General features: G+C 47.0%; 17 protein-coding genes. 8 read left to right on the top strand and 9 right to left on the bottom strand.

Annotated features, from left to right (window positions below):
* Nucleotides 1-4: 4 nt before the first annotated feature.
* The 5 genes from menE to Q4Q52_RS07830 all read right to left on the bottom strand — a co-directional run bounded on the left by menE (nucleotide 5) and on the right by Q4Q52_RS07830 (nucleotide 6212).
* Complete coding sequence (gene menE, locus Q4Q52_RS07810) at nucleotides 5-1417, bottom strand: o-succinylbenzoate--CoA ligase (RefSeq protein ID WP_311990278.1); 1413 nt, start codon at nucleotides 1415-1417, stop codon at nucleotides 5-7.
* A gap of 1 nt (nucleotide 1418) precedes the next feature.
* Entirely contained in the window at nucleotides 1419-2519 is a 1101-nt protein-coding gene (gene menC / locus Q4Q52_RS07815) for an o-succinylbenzoate synthase (RefSeq protein WP_311990279.1), read from the bottom strand.
* 27 nt (nucleotides 2520-2546) lie between these two features.
* Complete coding sequence (menH, locus tag Q4Q52_RS07820) at nucleotides 2547-3341, bottom strand: 2-succinyl-6-hydroxy-2,4-cyclohexadiene-1-carboxylate synthase (protein ID WP_311990280.1); 795 nt, start codon at nucleotides 3339-3341, stop codon at nucleotides 2547-2549.
* Entirely contained in the window at nucleotides 3341-5062 is a 1722-nt protein-coding gene (menD, locus tag Q4Q52_RS07825; RefSeq protein ID WP_311990281.1) for a 2-succinyl-5-enolpyruvyl-6-hydroxy-3-cyclohexene-1-carboxylic-acid synthase, read from the bottom strand. The genes menH and menD overlap by 1 nt, the downstream gene beginning before the upstream one ends.
* Nucleotides 5063-5243: 181 nt before the next feature.
* Complete coding sequence (locus Q4Q52_RS07830; protein WP_311990283.1) at nucleotides 5244-6212, bottom strand: LysR family transcriptional regulator; 969 nt, start codon at nucleotides 6210-6212, stop codon at nucleotides 5244-5246.
* Between the two features lie 409 nt (nucleotides 6213-6621).
* Between Q4Q52_RS07830 and Q4Q52_RS07835 the strand changes: the two genes are divergently transcribed.
* From Q4Q52_RS07835 to nrfD, 4 genes are all read left to right on the top strand, one after another.
* Complete coding sequence (locus tag Q4Q52_RS07835; RefSeq protein ID WP_106649049.1) at nucleotides 6622-7098, top strand: DUF2726 domain-containing protein; 477 nt, start codon at nucleotides 6622-6624, stop codon at nucleotides 7096-7098.
* A gap of 77 nt (nucleotides 7099-7175) precedes the next feature.
* Nucleotides 7176-7637, top strand: a complete 462-nt coding sequence (locus tag Q4Q52_RS07840) for a nitrite reductase (protein ID WP_107402906.1) — start codon at nucleotides 7176-7178, stop codon at nucleotides 7635-7637.
* 9 nt (nucleotides 7638-7646) lie between these two features.
* Nucleotides 7647-8333 carry a 4Fe-4S dicluster domain-containing protein gene (locus Q4Q52_RS07845; protein WP_006079643.1) on the top strand — a complete coding sequence of 229 codons (687 nt, stop codon included), beginning with the start codon at nucleotides 7647-7649 and terminating at the stop codon, nucleotides 8331-8333.
* Nucleotides 8330-9271: a cytochrome c nitrite reductase subunit NrfD gene (nrfD, locus tag Q4Q52_RS07850; protein WP_006079644.1), complete on the top strand. Its 942-nt coding sequence runs from the start codon at nucleotides 8330-8332 to the stop codon at nucleotides 9269-9271. Before Q4Q52_RS07845 ends, nrfD begins: the two co-directional genes overlap by 4 nt.
* Before the next feature lie 280 nt (nucleotides 9272-9551).
* Here nrfD and Q4Q52_RS07855 read toward each other — a convergent pair whose 3' ends face one another.
* Nucleotides 9552-9983, bottom strand: coding sequence for an Lrp/AsnC family transcriptional regulator (locus Q4Q52_RS07855; RefSeq protein WP_006079646.1), 432 nt, complete (start codon nucleotides 9981-9983; stop codon nucleotides 9552-9554).
* A 251-nt stretch (nucleotides 9984-10234) separates the two neighbouring features.
* On the opposite strand from Q4Q52_RS07855, the gene yjeH reads away from it, so the two are divergent.
* A complete protein-coding gene (yjeH, locus tag Q4Q52_RS07860) occupies nucleotides 10235-11497 on the top strand; it encodes an L-methionine/branched-chain amino acid transporter (protein WP_006079647.1) in 1263 nt (420 codons plus the stop codon).
* Nucleotides 11498-11587: 90 nt separating this feature from the next.
* Here the strand turns inward: yjeH and Q4Q52_RS07865 are convergent, their stop codons facing one another.
* The gene (locus Q4Q52_RS07865) at nucleotides 11588-12199 is read right to left on the bottom strand and encodes an energy transducer TonB (RefSeq protein ID WP_259483594.1); all 612 of its coding nucleotides are present in this window, start codon (nucleotides 12197-12199) and stop codon (nucleotides 11588-11590) included.
* A 340-nt stretch (nucleotides 12200-12539) separates the two neighbouring features.
* Between Q4Q52_RS07865 and Q4Q52_RS07870 the strand changes: the two genes are divergently transcribed.
* On the top strand, nucleotides 12540-13364 hold the full coding sequence (locus tag Q4Q52_RS07870) for an HDOD domain-containing protein (protein ID WP_006084589.1): 825 nt from the start codon (nucleotides 12540-12542) through the stop codon (nucleotides 13362-13364).
* A gap of 175 nt (nucleotides 13365-13539) precedes the next feature.
* On the opposite strand, the gene Q4Q52_RS07875 is transcribed toward Q4Q52_RS07870, so the two are convergent.
* Together Q4Q52_RS07875 and Q4Q52_RS07880 are read right to left on the bottom strand one after the other, a co-directional pair.
* The gene (locus Q4Q52_RS07875; RefSeq protein WP_311990286.1) at nucleotides 13540-14013 is read right to left on the bottom strand and encodes a TerB family tellurite resistance protein; all 474 of its coding nucleotides are present in this window, start codon (nucleotides 14011-14013) and stop codon (nucleotides 13540-13542) included.
* A 100-nt stretch (nucleotides 14014-14113) separates the two neighbouring features.
* Entirely contained in the window at nucleotides 14114-14644 is a 531-nt protein-coding gene (locus tag Q4Q52_RS07880; protein WP_220591418.1) for a DUF2780 domain-containing protein, read from the bottom strand.
* Between the two features lie 190 nt (nucleotides 14645-14834).
* Between Q4Q52_RS07880 and Q4Q52_RS07885 the strand changes: the two genes are divergently transcribed.
* Together Q4Q52_RS07885 and Q4Q52_RS07890 are read left to right on the top strand one after the other, a co-directional pair.
* Entirely contained in the window at nucleotides 14835-15542 is a 708-nt protein-coding gene (locus tag Q4Q52_RS07885; protein ID WP_126493141.1) for a hypothetical protein, read from the top strand.
* A 33-nt stretch (nucleotides 15543-15575) separates the two neighbouring features.
* On the top strand, nucleotides 15576-17048 hold the full coding sequence (locus tag Q4Q52_RS07890; protein WP_311990287.1) for a DUF4145 domain-containing protein: 1473 nt from the start codon (nucleotides 15576-15578) through the stop codon (nucleotides 17046-17048).
* Nucleotides 17049-17057: the final 9 nt, after the last annotated feature.

Raw genomic sequence — 17057 nt, forward strand, 5'->3', positions numbered from 1 at the left:
TAAATCAGTGTTTAACAAGATTAGCTATCAAGGCTTTTCTGTTTACTTTCAGTCCTATTTGTTCATTATTTTCTGGCCATGAATAATATTGTCTTGGGCGTTTGAAGCGGGCGATTTTGTTGGCAAGGAATAGTTCGAGCGTATTTGCAATCGACTCTGGGTGGTGGGTTAAACTGCCGCGAATGATGGCGGCAGGGAGATTGCCAAATTGTACATCTGGTATGGCAAAAACGATTGCATCGTCTATTTGTGGGTGCTGTTTAAGCGCGGCTTCGATTTCTTCTGGCTGGATGTTTTCGCCGCCGCAGATGAACATGTTATCGACGCGGCCAAGGATGCGTAGATTACCATTTTCGTCCCATTCGCCCCTGTCTTTGGTATAAAACCAACCGTCGGCATCGAGTGGTTTTTCGATTCCCTTATCCGTGAGATAACCCATAAACAGGCACTCGCCGCGCACCCAAATCACACCGTCTTCGATTTTAAGCTCACGTTTGGGAAGCAATTTGCCACTGCTACCATCGCTTAACGCTGGGCCTGTGGTGATCTGCGAGCCCATTTCCGTCATGCCGTAACTCGTGTAGCTGGCGATATTGCGTTGCTTAAGCTCGACGAGTAAGTCTAATGAAACTGCACCGCCGCCCAGCAATAATGCTTTGATGCTTTTAAGTTTGCTGCTTGTATCGGCTAATAACTTGCTCAGTTGTGCTGGCACCAAAGAGAGGTGGGTTAGCTTATCTTGGTCAATTTGCTGACTAAGACTCAGCGCGTGATCTGGCATCACAACAGTGGCACCGGCTAGGGCACAGCGGTTCAATATCGCTAGACCGCCGATGTGGAATAAGGGCAAGGAGAGCAGCCAAGCATCACCTTGTTCGAGCGGGATTAAGCTGCGAGCGCCTTCGGCATTGGCAATATGGTTGGCTAAGCAGTGAACCGCCGCTTTTGGAAAACCGCTAGACCCCGACGTTAAAATCACATTGGCGGGTCGGGTAACATCGATAGATTGGGCTAACTCGTTGCTGAGGCGATTAAAATCTAAAGCTAATTGGCTGCAATTCTGCAGATCAGAAATCTCAGCACGCCAAACATAGTGGATCTGATGTTCATCGATTAAGCCTTGGATCTGCGCGAGAGGAAAACGGGGTGAGATAGGGAAAAAGATCGCCCCGATATCGATGCAGGCCCAATAGAGGCAAATCATCTGGAGATTATTCACTGCAATACAGGCGAGTGGCTCACCCTCTGTAAGACCTGCTGCTCTTAGCTGCTGACCTAGAGCGATAACGCGCTGGCTAAGCTCAGAGTAACGAATGTCTTGTCCCGCCAACTTGATGGCCGTCTGCTGTGGAAACACCAGTGCGGCTTGGTGCACAGGGGACTGTGCTAGCGACTTCGATAGGTGGGTAGCAGACAAACTAGTTTTCCTCACGCTTGGCTGCACCCAAATCACTTTGCTGCGTTGAATCAATGGCGTGTTGTGCAATGAGTTCAAGTTGGGCGAGTGTGAGGCAGTGTTTTTTACCCGATGACACGACTAAATCTTGGCTAAAGGCGCTTAGGGTATCGAGTCCTGGGATTTCATCGGGTGTGAGAATCGCGGCTAAATGGGCCAGATCGCTAATGCCTAAACTGCTTTCAAGACTCGAACTGATAATGCAACGCACGCCATAGCTTTGCGCCGTATCGATTAAATTAGCTAGCTTTTCAATACTGCCGAGCAGCATAGGTTTGATGACGAGCGCAGTCAGGCCATTTTGCATCGCAAACTGATAATCGGGATCGTTAAGTGATTCATCGAGGGCGTAGGGCATACCAATCGCTTGATAAAATTCCAGATTATCCTGTGGATTCTGGCAAGGTTCCTCTATGTATTCGATGGTGTCTAGGGGCAAACAAGCGGCAAATTCGATCGCTTGTTCCAGTGTAAACCCTCGGTTTGCGTCTAAACGTAGCTTGAGATCGTGGCGGGTGCGTAAAATGCCATAAATCAGGCTCAGTTCGTCTTCGATTGAGGTCTGCGCGACTTTAACTTTCACCGAATGAACATGCATGCCGAGCGCCGCAATCTTGTTATCGAGCAAGTCTTTGCCCGCATCTGTTGGATGATAAATCAAAGGGACTGTGGCAGTTTGTGGGCGGATAGCATCGAGCTTACCCATTAACTTGGCATGCAACAGACTTAAACCAAAGGCCAAGGAAGGGTAAGGGCTTTGCTCGGCGTAATCCAGCAGGGTATCGATATGCTGACCGTCGAGTTGGGGTAATAACTCAGTTAACGCCGTTTGCACTTGAGCCAGTGTTTCGCGGCTAAATCCCACTAAGACTTGTTCATCGACATCTATGCCTGAAAGTGGGGCAATTTCAACTTCGACTTGTCTGTATTCGCCACCAACATTAGCGCTGGCGCAGGCTTGCAATACTAATCCAGCCCTGTGGTCGATGCGTTGCTTGCCTACGGGCAATAATACATCGAGCGGTAGTCGATATTGATACAGGTTAAGCGAAGTTAAGATCATATATTTCCTACATTTTAATTCTGTTATTTACCCAAGCAGCTTAACTATTTTTGTGATTAATGCCTCGGGAGCTGCTTGGTGTATGTTGTGTCCGGCGTCGCTAATACTGTGGACTAGAATAGGTGCGTGTAATTGCCACTCTTGGGCGAGGGCGTGAAACTTGGCATCTTGGCTGCCCGCAAAGAAATGGCATTCACAGGCAAGCTGCGAAGGCACATTCCACATCGATGCTTGGCGCGCAAGTGAAGTGGCTAAGAATATCTCTTTAAGCAGCTGCTTAGGATGCCGATCTAAGACGGCAGATCTCTGCTCAATTAAGGCTTTACGTTTGGTCGCAGTCATGTCGGCAAACACGGGCTGCTGATACCACAAGTTTAAAAAATCTTTGCTAGCCAGATGCAATAAACGCTCGGCCCACTGGGCATCATTCTTGGTTCTGGTCGTTTTTTCTTGCGGGTCTGCGAGCCCCGGATGGCAAGACTCGAGGTTCAAACTTAGCAAGCGCTGCGGATAGGCTTTTGCAAGGTGCAAGGCAATACGCCCGCCTAAGGAATAACCGTAGAGATGAAACGGTTCGGGACTTGGATTAAGGCTATCGAGCCGCGCTATTATGTTTTCGACGCAAAAGTCGAAATCGAGTTTAGCTTCAGTCGACCCTTCAGCTTGATTATCTCCATGGCCCGGCAGATCTAAGCAAATACAATGGAAGTGCTGGCTTAGCGCAGGCATGAACGGCAACCAGTCGGCCTTAGTACCCAAAAAGCCATGCAGTAGCACTAAGGTCGGTAGTGAAGGATCGCCGTAACGGGCCATGGTTGGCATTAGCTTTGTTTCACCCAAAGGTTGAGCGCGGCGATTTGGTCGCTGGCTTGGTTTTGGCTCACATTGACTTCAATGATCGAAGCCCCCTGAAAATCCAGCGCTTCATTATAACTATCTTGAAAATCGGCTAAATTATCCACTTGATTATAGGGCAAATTAAACATGGCTGCGGCGTAGCCAAATTCTAAGCCGTGGCTGAGTCGATAATAATCACTGCGGACTTGTTCATTGGGAACCGGTAATAAGTTAAAAATATTGCCACCATCGTTATTGAGGATCACGATCACCAGCGGGCTGCTTAAGCCTTTGGCGATGGCCAGCGAGTTAAGATCGTGCAATTGCGATAAATCACCGATGATCAAACTGGTGGGTTTGCCTTCGTGGGCCGCAATGCCGCAAGCGGTGGCGAGCAAGCCGTCAATACCAGAGGCGCCACGGTTGGTATAAGTGGTCGCTGTGCAGCAACTGACAGGGGCGTACATGTCGTACAAGCGTACAGGCAGGCTGTTGCCGATAAAAAGCTGCTGTTCTAAGGGACGAGTGTTGGCGATAGCGCGTATCACCTGCGCTTCACCAAATTCCCCTTGATCTATATTGCGCACAAATAAGTTATGCAATTCATCGTTATAGGTGATTAAGGTATTCGCCCAGTTTGCCGAGGATGAACGATACCAGTTCAAGGCCGCAAACTGCTCTGCATTGGCATGCCAAATGTGCTTCGCATTGTGGCTCGGGTCAAGCCTGTCTTGTTCTGGTAACACCTGCCAATAGCTATGCCAATTTTGCTCGGCGAGATAGCCTATCACCCGTTTTGATAATAAACGGCCGCCAAATACGAGTACGCGATCCGCTTCCTGTAATAGATTGCGTGCCCTTGGATGTTGAAGCAGTTGATCAATATTACCTATTGCCGCGGGATGCTGACGCAGTTGCGACTGGGCATCGGTAAGCAAAGGCCAGCCGATTTTTTGCGATAGGGCAATTAGTTGCTGTGGATCTTGCTCGGGTGTGAGTGTGCCGACAACGATCACGCCTTTACCGTGGACGAACCGCATAATGGCATCGTCACTGGGGCTGCTCAGCTGCTTGCTCTTGCCATATTGGGTATATGGGCGGGCGAGCTGCAGCCAAGTTTGCAATGGTTTGAGGTAGGGTGATTCGGCATCGAGAATCGCGCCACCGAGTTCACTCGGATACAAGGGCTCACGGTACATGCAGTTGATGTGCACCGGACGAGTTTGATTCGCCACTGCTTCATCCACTGTGGTGAGCAATGCCTGCGGTGCGATATGCATGTCCGGCGTTGGCAAATTAACTTGGGTGGCGTAATTCGCAAAAATCCCCGGTTGGACTATGGCTTGATTGGCACCGCAGCCGAGTAATTCCGGCGGACGATCGCCGCTTAAGACGATCAAAGGCACATGGGTTAGCCAAGCTTCAACAATCGCAGGATACAAGTTGGCGACGGCGGTGCCCGAGGTGGTGATGATAGCGACCGGTGCGCGGCTGGCTTTTGCCAGACCTAAGGCCATAAAGCCGAGTCCACGTTCGTCAAAATGCAGGTGACGCTGGAGTTTAGTTTGCTGGGCGGCGGCGAGGGTTAACGGCGTCGAGCGCGAGCCCGGTGCCATACACACATGTTGCACACCAAGACGTGCTAACTCCTCAAGAATAAGTGCGCCCCAAATAAGATTAAGAGTGGCTGTATTTTCGGTCCGCATAGCTGAATCTATTAGGATAAAGATGGGCTTAGTGTAACGTGTTTATGCTCCAAGATGTATGCTTGGCTTAACAATTCTCGGCGGGTTTGTGTGGGAGCTGAGGTGGAGCCTAAGCTAAGGCAGGGGATGCCTATCACCTCTGTACAGTGGCTAATCTAAGCGTTGCGTAAGCGGCTTTGGGCTAAATAATATGGTCAACAATCTTTTTAATTTGCCCACTTAGCCACACTAAATCATCACTCACTTTGCTTGGCTGATTTTTTTGCACTAAGAAAATGGTTGGCGCTTCAGTATGAGCATATAAACGTTCGGCTTCGTGTTGTGACAGTTGGCATGTGTGCAGTTCAGCCACATCACTCACCATCTCGTAAACCACGCGGTAGGGTAATAACGACAGTGCCTGACTCTCACCTAGGTATTCAAACAAACTTGAAATACTGGTAATGGTAATTTCAGTATTGAGTTTAATGTTACTCTTCAGGCAAAACTCTTGGTAAGGACTGAGCTTAGAGCTGGGATTACCGAGGTCGGTATTGACGTAGGGATATTCTGCAATCGTCTCTAAAGTAATTTCTCGTTTGAAAATAGGATGATTACGGCTCGCAATAAGGTAAACCTTATCCATGCGTTGCAAAGTGGTCGTCAGGAGTTTATCACCAAAGGCGGCCACATCTGCCGTACTTTTATTGCAGCAAATACCCAGTGTAGTATCACCGTTAACAATATCTTGGGTCGTATGCATAGACCAAGGCGTGATATTAATGTGCATCAGCTTCTGTTCATCTTTAATGGCTTGCATTAATGCTTTCGGAAAAGCGTAAGCAATTAAGCCGGGAGCTGCAATTTCTATATGCGTCTTTACTAAGTTAGCATTTGCGGCTCTGGCCTTATGAAACTTTTCAGTACATTCAATGGCTTCTTTCGCGATTGGATATAAATGGGTCGCAAACTCATTAGGGAATAGTCCGTATTTACGACGAATAAAAAGTTCATCACCAAAAATTTCCCGTAGATTTTTAAGGCTACGACTTATTTTAGGAGCTGGAATATCAAGGGCCTTAGATACATAAGTTGCAGACTTGTTCTCATATAATGAAACGAGTATTTTCAAACTCAGAATATCCAGGCCATCCATGTTACTAATGTGCATTTTTTATATTCCTTTTGTCGAGCAAATACTTTAAAGAACGATTAATTATGGCGTCATTAAATAATTTTAATGTGAAACATATCTCAACTTCAAAACTATAATATCGCAGTCTGCTAGTGTCGTTTTTAGATTTAATATTTTTTATATTTCAAAATGCGATAAAGATAAATTTGGAATTTTAAAAGGTGAAATTCATATAGTTTAATTTCACATTGGCGATTATCAATTATCAATTTTTACATTCAAGATTTGCGCTAAATAGTAATGAGATCTGATTCTTAACTTGTTGTTTATTATTAAATTGCCATTGTTAAATGTGATCTTGGTCAAAAAAAATAAAACGCTTCACGTTAATACTGAAGTTGCTTTAAAGGAGATAACAAAAAATAAATAGGTTATTGGAGGCGTTATGAATACTTCAGTCATTCTCAGCTATGCGTTTATGTATTTCGTGCTGTTTGTAGCAGTGCCATTTGTTTTTGTCATGTTCGTCATGACCTGCATTAAGTTTTTTAAAGCGGGCCCCGATGAGGCAGAACATCATGAAATGAAACTTAAACCAGTACTGTTCGATAAACAAAGTTTTAACTTTTTTAAATCTTTAAAAACCGTAGTGGAAGGCAAATACGATGTTTGCTGTAATGTCCCGCTAGACACTGTATTTGAAATGGACCAGCATGATGCTGATTTAAATCATGAGTGCCGACTAGACTATGTGTTAATAGATCATGACTCATCTGAAGTGAAAATGGTGATCAGTGATTTTGGCAAAGAAAATAACTCGCCAATGAAAAAGCTGTTTAGTAAGTTCAATATCAACTTTATTGAAATGAACCAACATAAACAGTGGGATACACAAAGCCTAAAGCAAGCGTTAGCCGTCTGATCCGACCGTCGGGTTCGGGTAACTCCGAACCCTGACACTCCTCTTCTTCCTTCCCCAAATAAATGTGAGGACTCCCTATGTCCAAAAGACAATGGCTGTGGTCGATTCGCTTGGGTGCAATTGCATTGCTTTTAAGCTTTGGTGCGACAAGTGCCGAGTCGGCCCTTCAAATTAACAGTGACATGAGTTGTATGAAGTGTCACAAACGTAACGGTCAAATGTTAGGGCATCACGGCCAAGATGCGATGAAAATGACCTGTTCAACCTGTCATGGCGAAAAAGGCGACCACCCTAAAAAGCCGAATGATATCGTAGTGTTTGGTCTGAAAGATGGCTCGGAGCTTGATACTCAGCTCGCCGTTTGTCACAAGTGCCATACACAGCGAAAACTGGGCGAAACCGAATGGACGCATAATGTGCACGCACAAAAAGTGCCCTGTGCCGCCTGTCATAAATTACATAGCCCAACCGAACCTATGGCGGATATGACGCCAAAAGTTCGCAGTGAGCTGTGCCGCAATTGCCATAGTGGCCAGTAGGGGTAGGTTATGGAAAATTCAAAAAGAAGATTTCTAAAAGGCACATGTGCATTATTTGCTGGCGCTACGGGCGCATCACTGCTCGCCACAGTGAATGCCGCTGAAGGTGCTAAAGCAGAGTCGGATATTAAATATGCGATGATTCATGATGAAACTAAGTGTATTGGTTGCCGCGCATGTGAAGTGGCATGTCGTGAGACCAATCAAGTGCCAGAAGGGGTTTCTCGGGTCAGGATTGAACAAACTGGACCGTTCGGTGAGTATCCGAATGAGTATTATCACTTTAGCCGTATCTCTTGCCAGCATTGTGAAGATGCACCTTGTGTCAACGTCTGCCCAACGGGCGCTGCCTTTATTGATAAAGAAACCGGCATAGTGTCAGTCAATGCGTGGAAATGTGTCGGCTGCCAATATTGTATTGCGGCTTGCCCTTACAAAATTCGCTTTATTAACCCAGTCACCCACGCGGCGGATAAGTGTGATTTCTGCCGTGAGACGAATCTCGCTCAAGGAAAACAGCCTGCCTGCGTTGAGGCGTGTCCGACTAAGGCGTTAGTGTTCGGTAATTTAAAAGATCCGACGTCTGAGTTAGTACAAGTGCTGCGCGCTAATCCAACTCAACGCGCGAAAGTCGCCCTCGGAACGCGACCTAAGTTGTTCCGTATCCTGGCGAAATCCGGGGAGGTGATACTATGAGTGCCCTACATTTTGATACCTTAGTCTGGCATTGGCCGATTGCGATCTACTTGTTTTTGGCGGGTGTATCAGCAGGGGCTATGTTCTTCGCCGTACTGTTGAAACATTTTGTTTTGAAGCAAAACGCCTATCAGTCTGGCTTTGTGCGAGCCGCCTGTATTGTCGCCCCAGTCGCCGTGATGGCGGGCTTAGGCATATTGGTTGCAGACTTAACTAAACCCCTAGATTTTTGGAAGATTTTGGTGTTTTACAATCCAAAATCTGTGATGTCGATGGGTGTACTTATTCTGTTGATTTACCAAGTGTTTATGTTTATGTGGATTGGGTTAACTTTCCGTAAACCTGTCGATGCTTGGTGTGAATCGCGTTTCCCTATCGTCCTTAAACTGACGGCATTGCTAGCTCGGTTTGAGGCGACGATTACGGGATTACTGGTCATTCTATCCTTAGCATTGGGCGCGTATACCGGCTTCTTGTTATCGGCGTTACCTGGTTATCCCATGCTGAAAAATCCTGTGCTGCCTTTACTGTTCTTGGCATCAGGGCTGTCTTCCGGTGCGGCATCTTCTTTACTCGGTGGCGTGTTGATGAATGGCAAACCGAATGACAAAGAGGTGCACTTTATCCACAAAGTGGAAATCCCGCTGATCTTAGTTGAGATTGTGCTGCTGTTTACCTTCTTCGTTGGCTTATTGCTCACCGGAGGACAGAGTAAAATTGCCGCCTTTAATGCCTTAGGTTATGGCTTCTGGGGCTGGATTTTCTGGGTAGGGATTATCGGACTCGGTTTATCAGGACCCTTAGCAATGAACCTGTTTATGACCACGACGTCGAAACGCAAGTGGGCTTATGTAGCAGGGACGGCTTGCTTGAGCTTAATCGGGGTGTTATTGCTGCGTAACTTCATACTGTACACAGGACAAATGACGATCGCTTAAGGTGCGAACGCTTCATTCAAGACGAACAAGATGATAATAATCAAGGAAATCGACGGATCGCGGAAACAATGTCAAAGGAAAACATTGTAGATGAGGCCCTTGCGGCGCTGGCTGAGCTCTCAAGGGGTAAGTCTAGTCGCGGTTGGTTGTGTAACAGGGAGGTCGCTGGGCAAGGATGCCATATTTTACACTTCAATATTTTGCCCTGCCTCCAAATGGGCCTCGCCACCTCTATTCCTTAGGGTGGCGTTTCTTGCTTTAGGGGCCACTCGATTTTCCTTTACTCGCCTAAATTATTAATCCACTCACTCATCACTACATGGGTTTTGATCTTGATGATATCTGTGTGAGTGTCGATATATTCACGGATCTCATGCAGGCGGCGCATCGAGGGTGCATGCACGTACACGAGTAAATCCATATCACCGGAAATACCACGGCAGGTAATCACTTCGGGGATCGCTTGGAATACGTGTACCACGTCGGCGCAACGTGGACATTGATGCTGGATTTCGAAATAAGCCGACACCCCTTCTTTTTGCGACTCACTCAAGAGCACTTGATAGCCACGGATCACCCCAGTCTGTTCGAGTTTTTTAATCCGCTCGGCTACCGCGCTGCGGGAAAGGTTCACCTGTTCGGCAATATTCGACACGCTCTGGCGTGCATCCTGACGCAAACTATGAATGATGGCGGTATCGAATTTATCCAAGGGTGACTCCAGTGAAAATGGCTATATTGGATTTGTGTGCAATTTTGCCATTGGTTTGAATGGCAACAGAATTTACTGAGTATTTGAGCTTATAATTTCACCACACCTTAAGCTGGCCGTCATTTTGACGGAAATAACGCTATTTGCCGTGATTTTGCCGGTATTGGACGTGGAGAACACTGAAATTAACGGCAGATTGTGGGGCAAAATCTCACTATACTGACAGCTCAAATACCACAGAATATTAACAGATGAATTCAAATAGCGGAACTATAGGTCGTTGGCAAGGTGCGGGTCTGATGGCGACCACTTTGCTTGGTACTGGGGTGTTTATTTTGCCTCAGATGACAATTGAAAAAGCGCAATCTGGCGCGCTAGTCGCATGGATATTACTTACCTTAGCCATTATTCCTGTGGCGCTGGTTTTTGGCCGTTTAGCGAGTGTATTTCCCCATGCCGCTGGCCCCGCTTACTTTGTCGAAAAAGCCTTTGGTCGCACCGCTGGACGAACAATTGGACTGATCTTTTTACTGGTTGTACCCATGGGCGCGCCCGCCGCGATTTTGATGACCTTTCAGTTTGTGAATGCCTTAATGCCGATATCGGGTTGGTCCAAGGTCGGTGTTGAAGTATTAGTGATTTTTGGCCTGTTCCTGATTAATTTAAGGGGGATTCAAGTGTCGGCCAAGCTGCAATTTGGCTTAACGCTGTGCATAGTGGCCGTCGTGGTCCTCTTATTTGGCGCAAGCAGTTTTCAGCCAGGTCACCTGACAACACTCGCCAGCCATGGTATGCCTGAAATGCCAACCGTGATGATTGCCGCTGGCATCGCTTTTTGGAGTTTCTTGGGCATAGAAGCGATGACGCATTTGGCTGATGATTTTCGTCGTCCACAGCAGGACATGATCCCCGCTATGATGATGGGCACTGTGCTGGTGGGGGTAATTTATGTGGCTTGTACACTATTACTACTGTTAGTGCCGACGGATAAAAGCGTCGCCATGATCGGCGTGTTTGATCAGTTGCTCGGTGGTTACGGCGCGCAAGTGATTGGCGTGTTGGGGATTGCAAGTGGATTGGCAACCGTGAACGTGTATTCGGCCAGTGCGGCACGTTTAGTGTGGAGCTTTAGTTGTGAAGGCATTTTGCCGCGCTTTTTTGCGGTGAAGAATGCCCACGGCGTACCTATTCGCGCACTGGCTGCACTGTTATCTGTGATGGCGAGCGTGATAGTGCTGACTTATCTTACTGGACAAGAGTTAGAACACCTTATTGCATGGAGCAACGGCGTATTTGTGGTGATCTATTTGATGGCTATGTTAGCGGCCGCTAAGTTATTACCGCGCCATAATTGGCCACTAGTAGCGCTGGGTTGTGCGTTTTGCTTGGCATTAGGTTTTGCCTTAGGTGCGAGCATGTCCTATGTATTGGTACTGATATTAGTGGTGGCGCCATTTCTGTGGTGGCAAAAGACTCATATCAGCCGCAAACAAGGTTTAGCGATTCCTGAGTAATCCTGAAAAAAGTTCAATCAAAAAGCCCTGAACTCTTTTAATTCGAAAGAGATTGCAGGGCTTTTTTGTGCGTTTTGATTCGTCTGCGGATTAAATTTTTTGATCTAATTTAAAGTCTAACTGCACTTGCTGATTGAGTTGCGCAACGGCTTTGCCTGCATCAAATTTCGGTTTGTACTTCCAATTCTGCACCGCTGATAACGCCGCCTTATCGAAAACACGCTTAGGGTTCGCATCCAATACCCGCACATTACTCACAGTGCCGTCGGCCGTAATATCAAACCCCACAACCACATAACCTTCTTTACCACTTTGCGCCGCATCTATGGGATAACGAGGCGACACTTGCACAACTGGCAGAGCTTCGGCTGTCATCGCAGATTGTGTATAGAGGGTGGTTTGCGTTGGCATTTCGGGCATGAATGTCTCAGGAGTAAAAGTTAACGACTCGCTGTTTTCACCGGGGACACTCACACGCTCCCGCGCAGGAATGGGCTTTGGTGGTTCGGGCTTAGTTTTTTCTTTTGGCGGTATCGGCGTGCGTTCTGCCATCAGTATATTGATTTGCGGCGCATCCGAGGCTTGTCCTGCGACAGTTTGTGGATTGTTGATGAGCTGCGCCATAAAGACGAACAGCCCTAAGGTGATTAAAGCACTAGCTAAGATAAGACCAGTGCGGCTAACGAGTGCGTTTTGGCTCATATTGCTTCCTTACAGTGAGTTAATGGCCTTTTATCAATATCACTCTTTACTGAATTTTTGAAATATTTATTTACAATTTAAGCAAAGTTGCTCCTCTAGCGTTAGGGCTTCAATCCCGCTTTCGCTCTGCGTCAGCCTGTGCATAGCTTTATGGATCTCGATGCTGAATATGTTGGAGTGTGACTAATATTGAGCGAAATCGAGGGGTAAACCTTAAGTTTGATGGCCGGTAATAGGTGTCGCAGAAGGATTGCACATTACTGATATTTAATTATATCTAGCGAGCGAGGCGCTAGTTTGTGTTCTATATTTTGATCATTCATACAGAAGGAGCATAAAAATGGATTCAGCTGCGTTACTCAATCGAGTGGATGAATTACCCAGGTTACCCAAGGCGATCAGTGAACTATTAGACGCAGTCAATGATGATAATGCGACAGTAAAAAGTATTGCCACTAAGGTTGCACACGATCCCTTAATCAGCGCGAGGGTATTACGCCTTGCCAACTGTGCCCACTATGGACGCAGTCGAGAGGTGGGTACGATCGACGAAGCCGTGGTGCGTCTTGGGATGCAAACCCTGCGTACTTTAGTGCTTGCATCGGCCGTAATTGGCGCGGTTCCTAAGTGTGAAGGAATCGACTTAGCCCAGTTTTGGGGGCAAACCTTTGAGATTGCCCTATACAGCCAAGAAATGGCGAAACGTTGTGGTGCTATACCTGAAGAAGCATTCACCTGCGGTATCTTGCACCGTATTGGCGACTTACTCATTGCGGCTGTGTCACCTGAAGATGCGGCGAAAATTGCTGAAGCCGTGGCGCAGGGCAAAGATAAGCATGAGTTTGAGCGTGAGTTGCTTGGATATGATTCACCCGATATCGGCGCATTGCTGGCCAAAAATTGGAAATTCACCACAGCGTTGGTGGAAGGTATTTTGTATCAAGATCATCCTAAGGATTCGGACCCATTTTCAAAACTTGCCGCATTATTATGCCTATCTTACAAAGTGTTGGATGAGTGGGATACCATTGAGGATGATGAGAAAACCAGTTGGTTATCCCAGTTAGCCACCAAGAAAGGATTAAGAATGGAGATGGGTGGATTGCGGACTAAGTTGACTGAGTTACGCGGTTCAGGGTTCGAAATCGGTAAAGCCTTAGCTTAGGATTTAAGTGAGTTGGGTTTAAGTAAATCGCGCGGCAGGACAAATCATTTTTAGTCAAAGGCGATATCAATAGAGTCTTGAGACTATAGCGTGAATGTGAAACGAGATAGCGTTTTGCATTCACGCTTTTTTATGCGACGGATTAATCGATTGGTACTTTGATTTAACCGTGGAATTACTGAGGCGCTTGATCAGTATGTCGACTGGCGGCGATGGCAAGATTGCGCATTTGAATTAACTCGCTGTGTTTGAGGTACAGCAAATCAGCGGTACGGCGAATGATTTGGTCTTCATATTGGGATAACTGCCCATCGGCATAGGCCAGTTGCCACATGGCGAGCAATAATTGCTGCTTTTGCGCTAGGCTAAATTCGGCGTTAATGGCTGAGGTAAATTCAAACAGTGAGGTCGCGCTACCTTGCACACTTTTAGCCTCAGTAATCAATGTTTTAGCGTCAGCTTCTGACATTGATAGCGTTTCTGTCAGCAGCTTAGGCAATAAGGCTTCTTCCTCAGCCGTTAAGGTATCATCGGCAAACACCACTTCAAGTAACATGCTCGCTGCGGCGAGTTTAAGTTGATGCGCCTTGTCTTCAGGTGAGACTGCTTGCGTATGTGCTTCAAAGAATCGTCTTAACTTCGCAATCATATTTGGCGGTTCTCATGTTGGGGGCAATATAAGGTAGAGTCGATTGAGGGGCGAAAGTTCACCCTAAGCACTGAGTTGCTTAGGGTGAGATAAAACGGGATTACAGTAGCGAGTTCAGACCTTTCATCAGTAAGTCAGAGGTGCCTTCAGTGCCATTGGTTTCTAAGTAAGACTTAGCAATGTTGATCATTGGCATCGCCAGATCTTTAGAAATACCCAATTTTTCAAAGGCGTCTAACACCATAGCACTGCCTTGCAGTGATGAGCCTAAATTACCCGCCTTGGATAACAAGCCAGAAACGCCTGATGTTGAGTCCAATTTAGGTGCTGCCGCTAACAAGCTATCGGCATTAGGAATGCTGGCAGCCAGTTTTGAATAGTCGGTTGTCCCTAGGCTAGATTGTGCTAAGCCTAATAAACTGCCTAAGCCACCTTCGGCTTGAGTTTGGTTTAAACCCAATTGTGACATGACGTTGCCAACCAAATCATTTGACTGAGTCGCTGCCGCCGTCGTGGCCGCTTTTTCCGTTTTGGCTTGAGTTCCGGCCAAGTTATCTAACCATCCTGCACTGGCTGGCGCCGCTAAAATACAAGTGCCGAGGAAGATCGAGAGGGTAAGAGTGTGTTTCATATGGAAGCGTCCTTTGATGGTTTGCGCACGTGTTCGCAGGACAGTTTAGCGGGTTTGCAACTTTTGTTGCAGTAGTTTTCTGTGATTTACGATTCACACTGGTGATTTCTGCTGTGCATTGCTTCGGGATTTTCGGTATCCTTAGCGGCAATTCTAAGTGTTAATTCATTTCAATTATTTGGAAAGTCGCATGTCACTGTCCGCAATTTTGTCAGAAGCCTATAACTTCTTCCGTAATCATCTGGCGCAACTCGCTATGCTGACGATTCCATTACTTTTGATCCAAGTGGGGATCCAGTTGTGGCTTGGCGTAGAGATGAGTAAAGTCGATCTTGAAAATCCACAGTTTGGCGCACCACACATGGTCGCCATGATGCTGTTACTGCTCACTTTTTCGGTATTAATCGCCGCCCTGACACTGTTTTTAGAACTGCGTTCTCAAGGGCATAGTCCTTCTGCTGGCATGGTGCTGAAGGCCAGTTTACCTTTTGTTCCACCACTATTATTAGCTGGGGTGTTTTCTGGTTTAGCGATTTTAGCGCCAGTGATGCTGTTTGCTGCCTTTGGTCCTGTGTGGCTGGTGGGGTTGGTTATTAGCTTCTATCTCTTCGCCCGTTTGGCCTATGTGAACTTTATGGTCGTGGTTGAGCGTTTAACACCGCTGGAAGCCATCAAGGGCAGTTTTAGCTTTAGTGGCCCTATCGTGCTGAAAACTATTGCACTATTAATGCTCTATCTGCCTCTTTCTGTGGTGGGTAATCTGTTGTCAGGCGCAGCTTCTATGGGCGGATTACCGCTGCAAATGCTATCGGATACCTTTATGTCTTTCATTGGCTTATTCGTTAACGTGGCTTTGTTCCGCTTATATATGGTGTCGAAAAAACCAAGCGTCGAGTAATGTAAACTCAATTCAGCCTGCAGGGAATCACTCATGGGGACGAAAACGGTCATTAAGGATAGCGAGTTTATCCAAGATTTTTCGGCTTCCTTGAGTGATGACTACCTCAAGGCAAAAAGCTATGTGCAGGATGTGCCGACTCAGTCGCTACTGCACATTCGCAGCTTTACCCACAAGCTTACTGAGTTACTGGGACAAGATAAGCAAATCGCGTTCTCGAGTCCGAATCTATACGATAGGATCGAGCAACTAAATCAGCAGCGTGTTATTGATGTTAAGACGACCCGCGCCCTGCATCGATTGCGGGCTGACGGTAACCGCGGCGCTCATCCTGAAAAATATCACCTGACCCAAGCGCAATTGCTCGCGCTGGCGCAAAAATCTATTAAAGATGTTTTGGCGCTAGTCGAACACTTGTATCCCAAGGTTAAAGGCCAAGTCGCACCTGATTATCGTTATGAAGCATCTGATACTCTGACGGCGAAGGATTTATGCTACCGCGCTGTGATGGAAGATGACGCCGAAGCCCAGTATCTAGTGGGAATATCCTTTAAGACCAAGGCTCTGATACTGAAAGAGCAAGAGCAGCAACAAGATCAAGAGTTTGTCACTTCAGCTGAAGCTACTGCTAATCCAGAACCTTCTGGCGTTTTACCTCTTACTTCCCACATTAGCGCCGCTGACAGTTTTGCCCGTGCCGCCTATTGGTTTGCCCTTGCGGCGCCTAAGCATATGGAAGCCTTACATGAGCACGGTGTGGCCTTGATCCACGGTTATCAAGGTGTGCCAGAGGTGGCGAAAGGTGAGCAACTTATTGCGACGGCGGCCGAGGCAGGGGTAGTCAATGCGATGGCGTTATTGGGATATTTTTATCTTGTCGGCAGTGAGTCATTTCAACCCGATAGCAAATTAGCGCAGCAATACTTACAGCGCGCAGCGGAGGGTGAGCAAACCGAAGCGATGGCGAACTTAGGTGTGCTGCATTACCAGCAAAAAAATCTAACTCAAGCCTATCATTTTATTAGCAAAGCCGCGCAAGCGGGTTATCCCCATGCCCAGTATCATTTGGCATTAATGCTCGCCAATGGTGATGGCTGTACTCGAGATATGATTGCCAGCGAGTATTGGATGGCAGAAGCTGCCGAGCAAGGACAACTCGATGCCATGCTGACGCGGGCGCAGCATATGCTCAATGACGATAATGCCTTTGGTAGTGACTTGACTCAGGCTGAGGATTATCTGCGCCAAGTGATTAAATATGGCCACAGTGTGCCCGCGATGATCGAGCTGAGTATGGCGCTGGCCGACGGTATCTTAGGGCGAGTTGATGTTGTGGGAGCCGCCGCTTTGCTGAAGCTGGCGCGACAAAATGCCAATAAAAAAGAGGCTGATATTATCGAGCCTCTTTGGCGTTCTCTTGCATTACAGATTGAAAATGTACTTAAAGTCACTCAAGATCCTGCGGAAGTTCATAGCCTTAATCGCGCACAGACATTACTCGCTTAAGGGGAGTAT

This window comes from Shewanella sp. SP1S2-4, assembly GCF_031932075.1.
GTDB classification, from domain to species: Bacteria; Pseudomonadota; Gammaproteobacteria; order Enterobacterales; family Shewanellaceae; genus Shewanella; species Shewanella baltica.

Bases quoted from the DNA above. Each gene is read 5' to 3' on its own strand.
- Q4Q52_RS07890 (WP_311990287.1), top strand. From the start codon at position 15,576: ATGGGGACGAAAACGGTCATTAAGGATAGCGAGTTTATCCAAGATTTT.
- menD (WP_311990281.1), bottom strand. From the start codon at position 5,062: ATGCGGACCGAAAATACAGCCACTCTTAATCTTATTTGGGGCGCACTT.
- Q4Q52_RS07880 (WP_220591418.1), bottom strand. From the start codon at position 14,644: ATGAAACACACTCTTACCCTCTCGATCTTCCTCGGCACTTGTATTTTA.
- yjeH (WP_006079647.1), top strand. From the start codon at position 10,235: ATGAATTCAAATAGCGGAACTATAGGTCGTTGGCAAGGTGCGGGTCTG.
- Q4Q52_RS07865 (WP_259483594.1), bottom strand. From the start codon at position 12,199: ATGAGCCAAAACGCACTCGTTAGCCGCACTGGTCTTATCTTAGCTAGT.
- Q4Q52_RS07840 (WP_107402906.1), top strand. From the start codon at position 7,176: ATGTCCAAAAGACAATGGCTGTGGTCGATTCGCTTGGGTGCAATTGCA.
- nrfD (WP_006079644.1), top strand. From the start codon at position 8,330: ATGAGTGCCCTACATTTTGATACCTTAGTCTGGCATTGGCCGATTGCG.
- Q4Q52_RS07870 (WP_006084589.1), top strand. From the start codon at position 12,540: ATGGATTCAGCTGCGTTACTCAATCGAGTGGATGAATTACCCAGGTTA.
- Q4Q52_RS07875 (WP_311990286.1), bottom strand. From the start codon at position 14,013: ATGATTGCGAAGTTAAGACGATTCTTTGAAGCACATACGCAAGCAGTC.
- Q4Q52_RS07845 (WP_006079643.1), top strand. From the start codon at position 7,647: ATGGAAAATTCAAAAAGAAGATTTCTAAAAGGCACATGTGCATTATTT.
- Q4Q52_RS07830 (WP_311990283.1), bottom strand. From the start codon at position 6,212: ATGCACATTAGTAACATGGATGGCCTGGATATTCTGAGTTTGAAAATA.
- Q4Q52_RS07885 (WP_126493141.1), top strand. From the start codon at position 14,835: ATGTCACTGTCCGCAATTTTGTCAGAAGCCTATAACTTCTTCCGTAAT.
- menC (WP_311990279.1), bottom strand. From the start codon at position 2,519: ATGATCTTAACTTCGCTTAACCTGTATCAATATCGACTACCGCTCGAT.
- menH (WP_311990280.1), bottom strand. From the start codon at position 3,341: ATGCCAACCATGGCCCGTTACGGCGATCCTTCACTACCGACCTTAGTG.
- Q4Q52_RS07835 (WP_106649049.1), top strand. From the start codon at position 6,622: ATGAATACTTCAGTCATTCTCAGCTATGCGTTTATGTATTTCGTGCTG.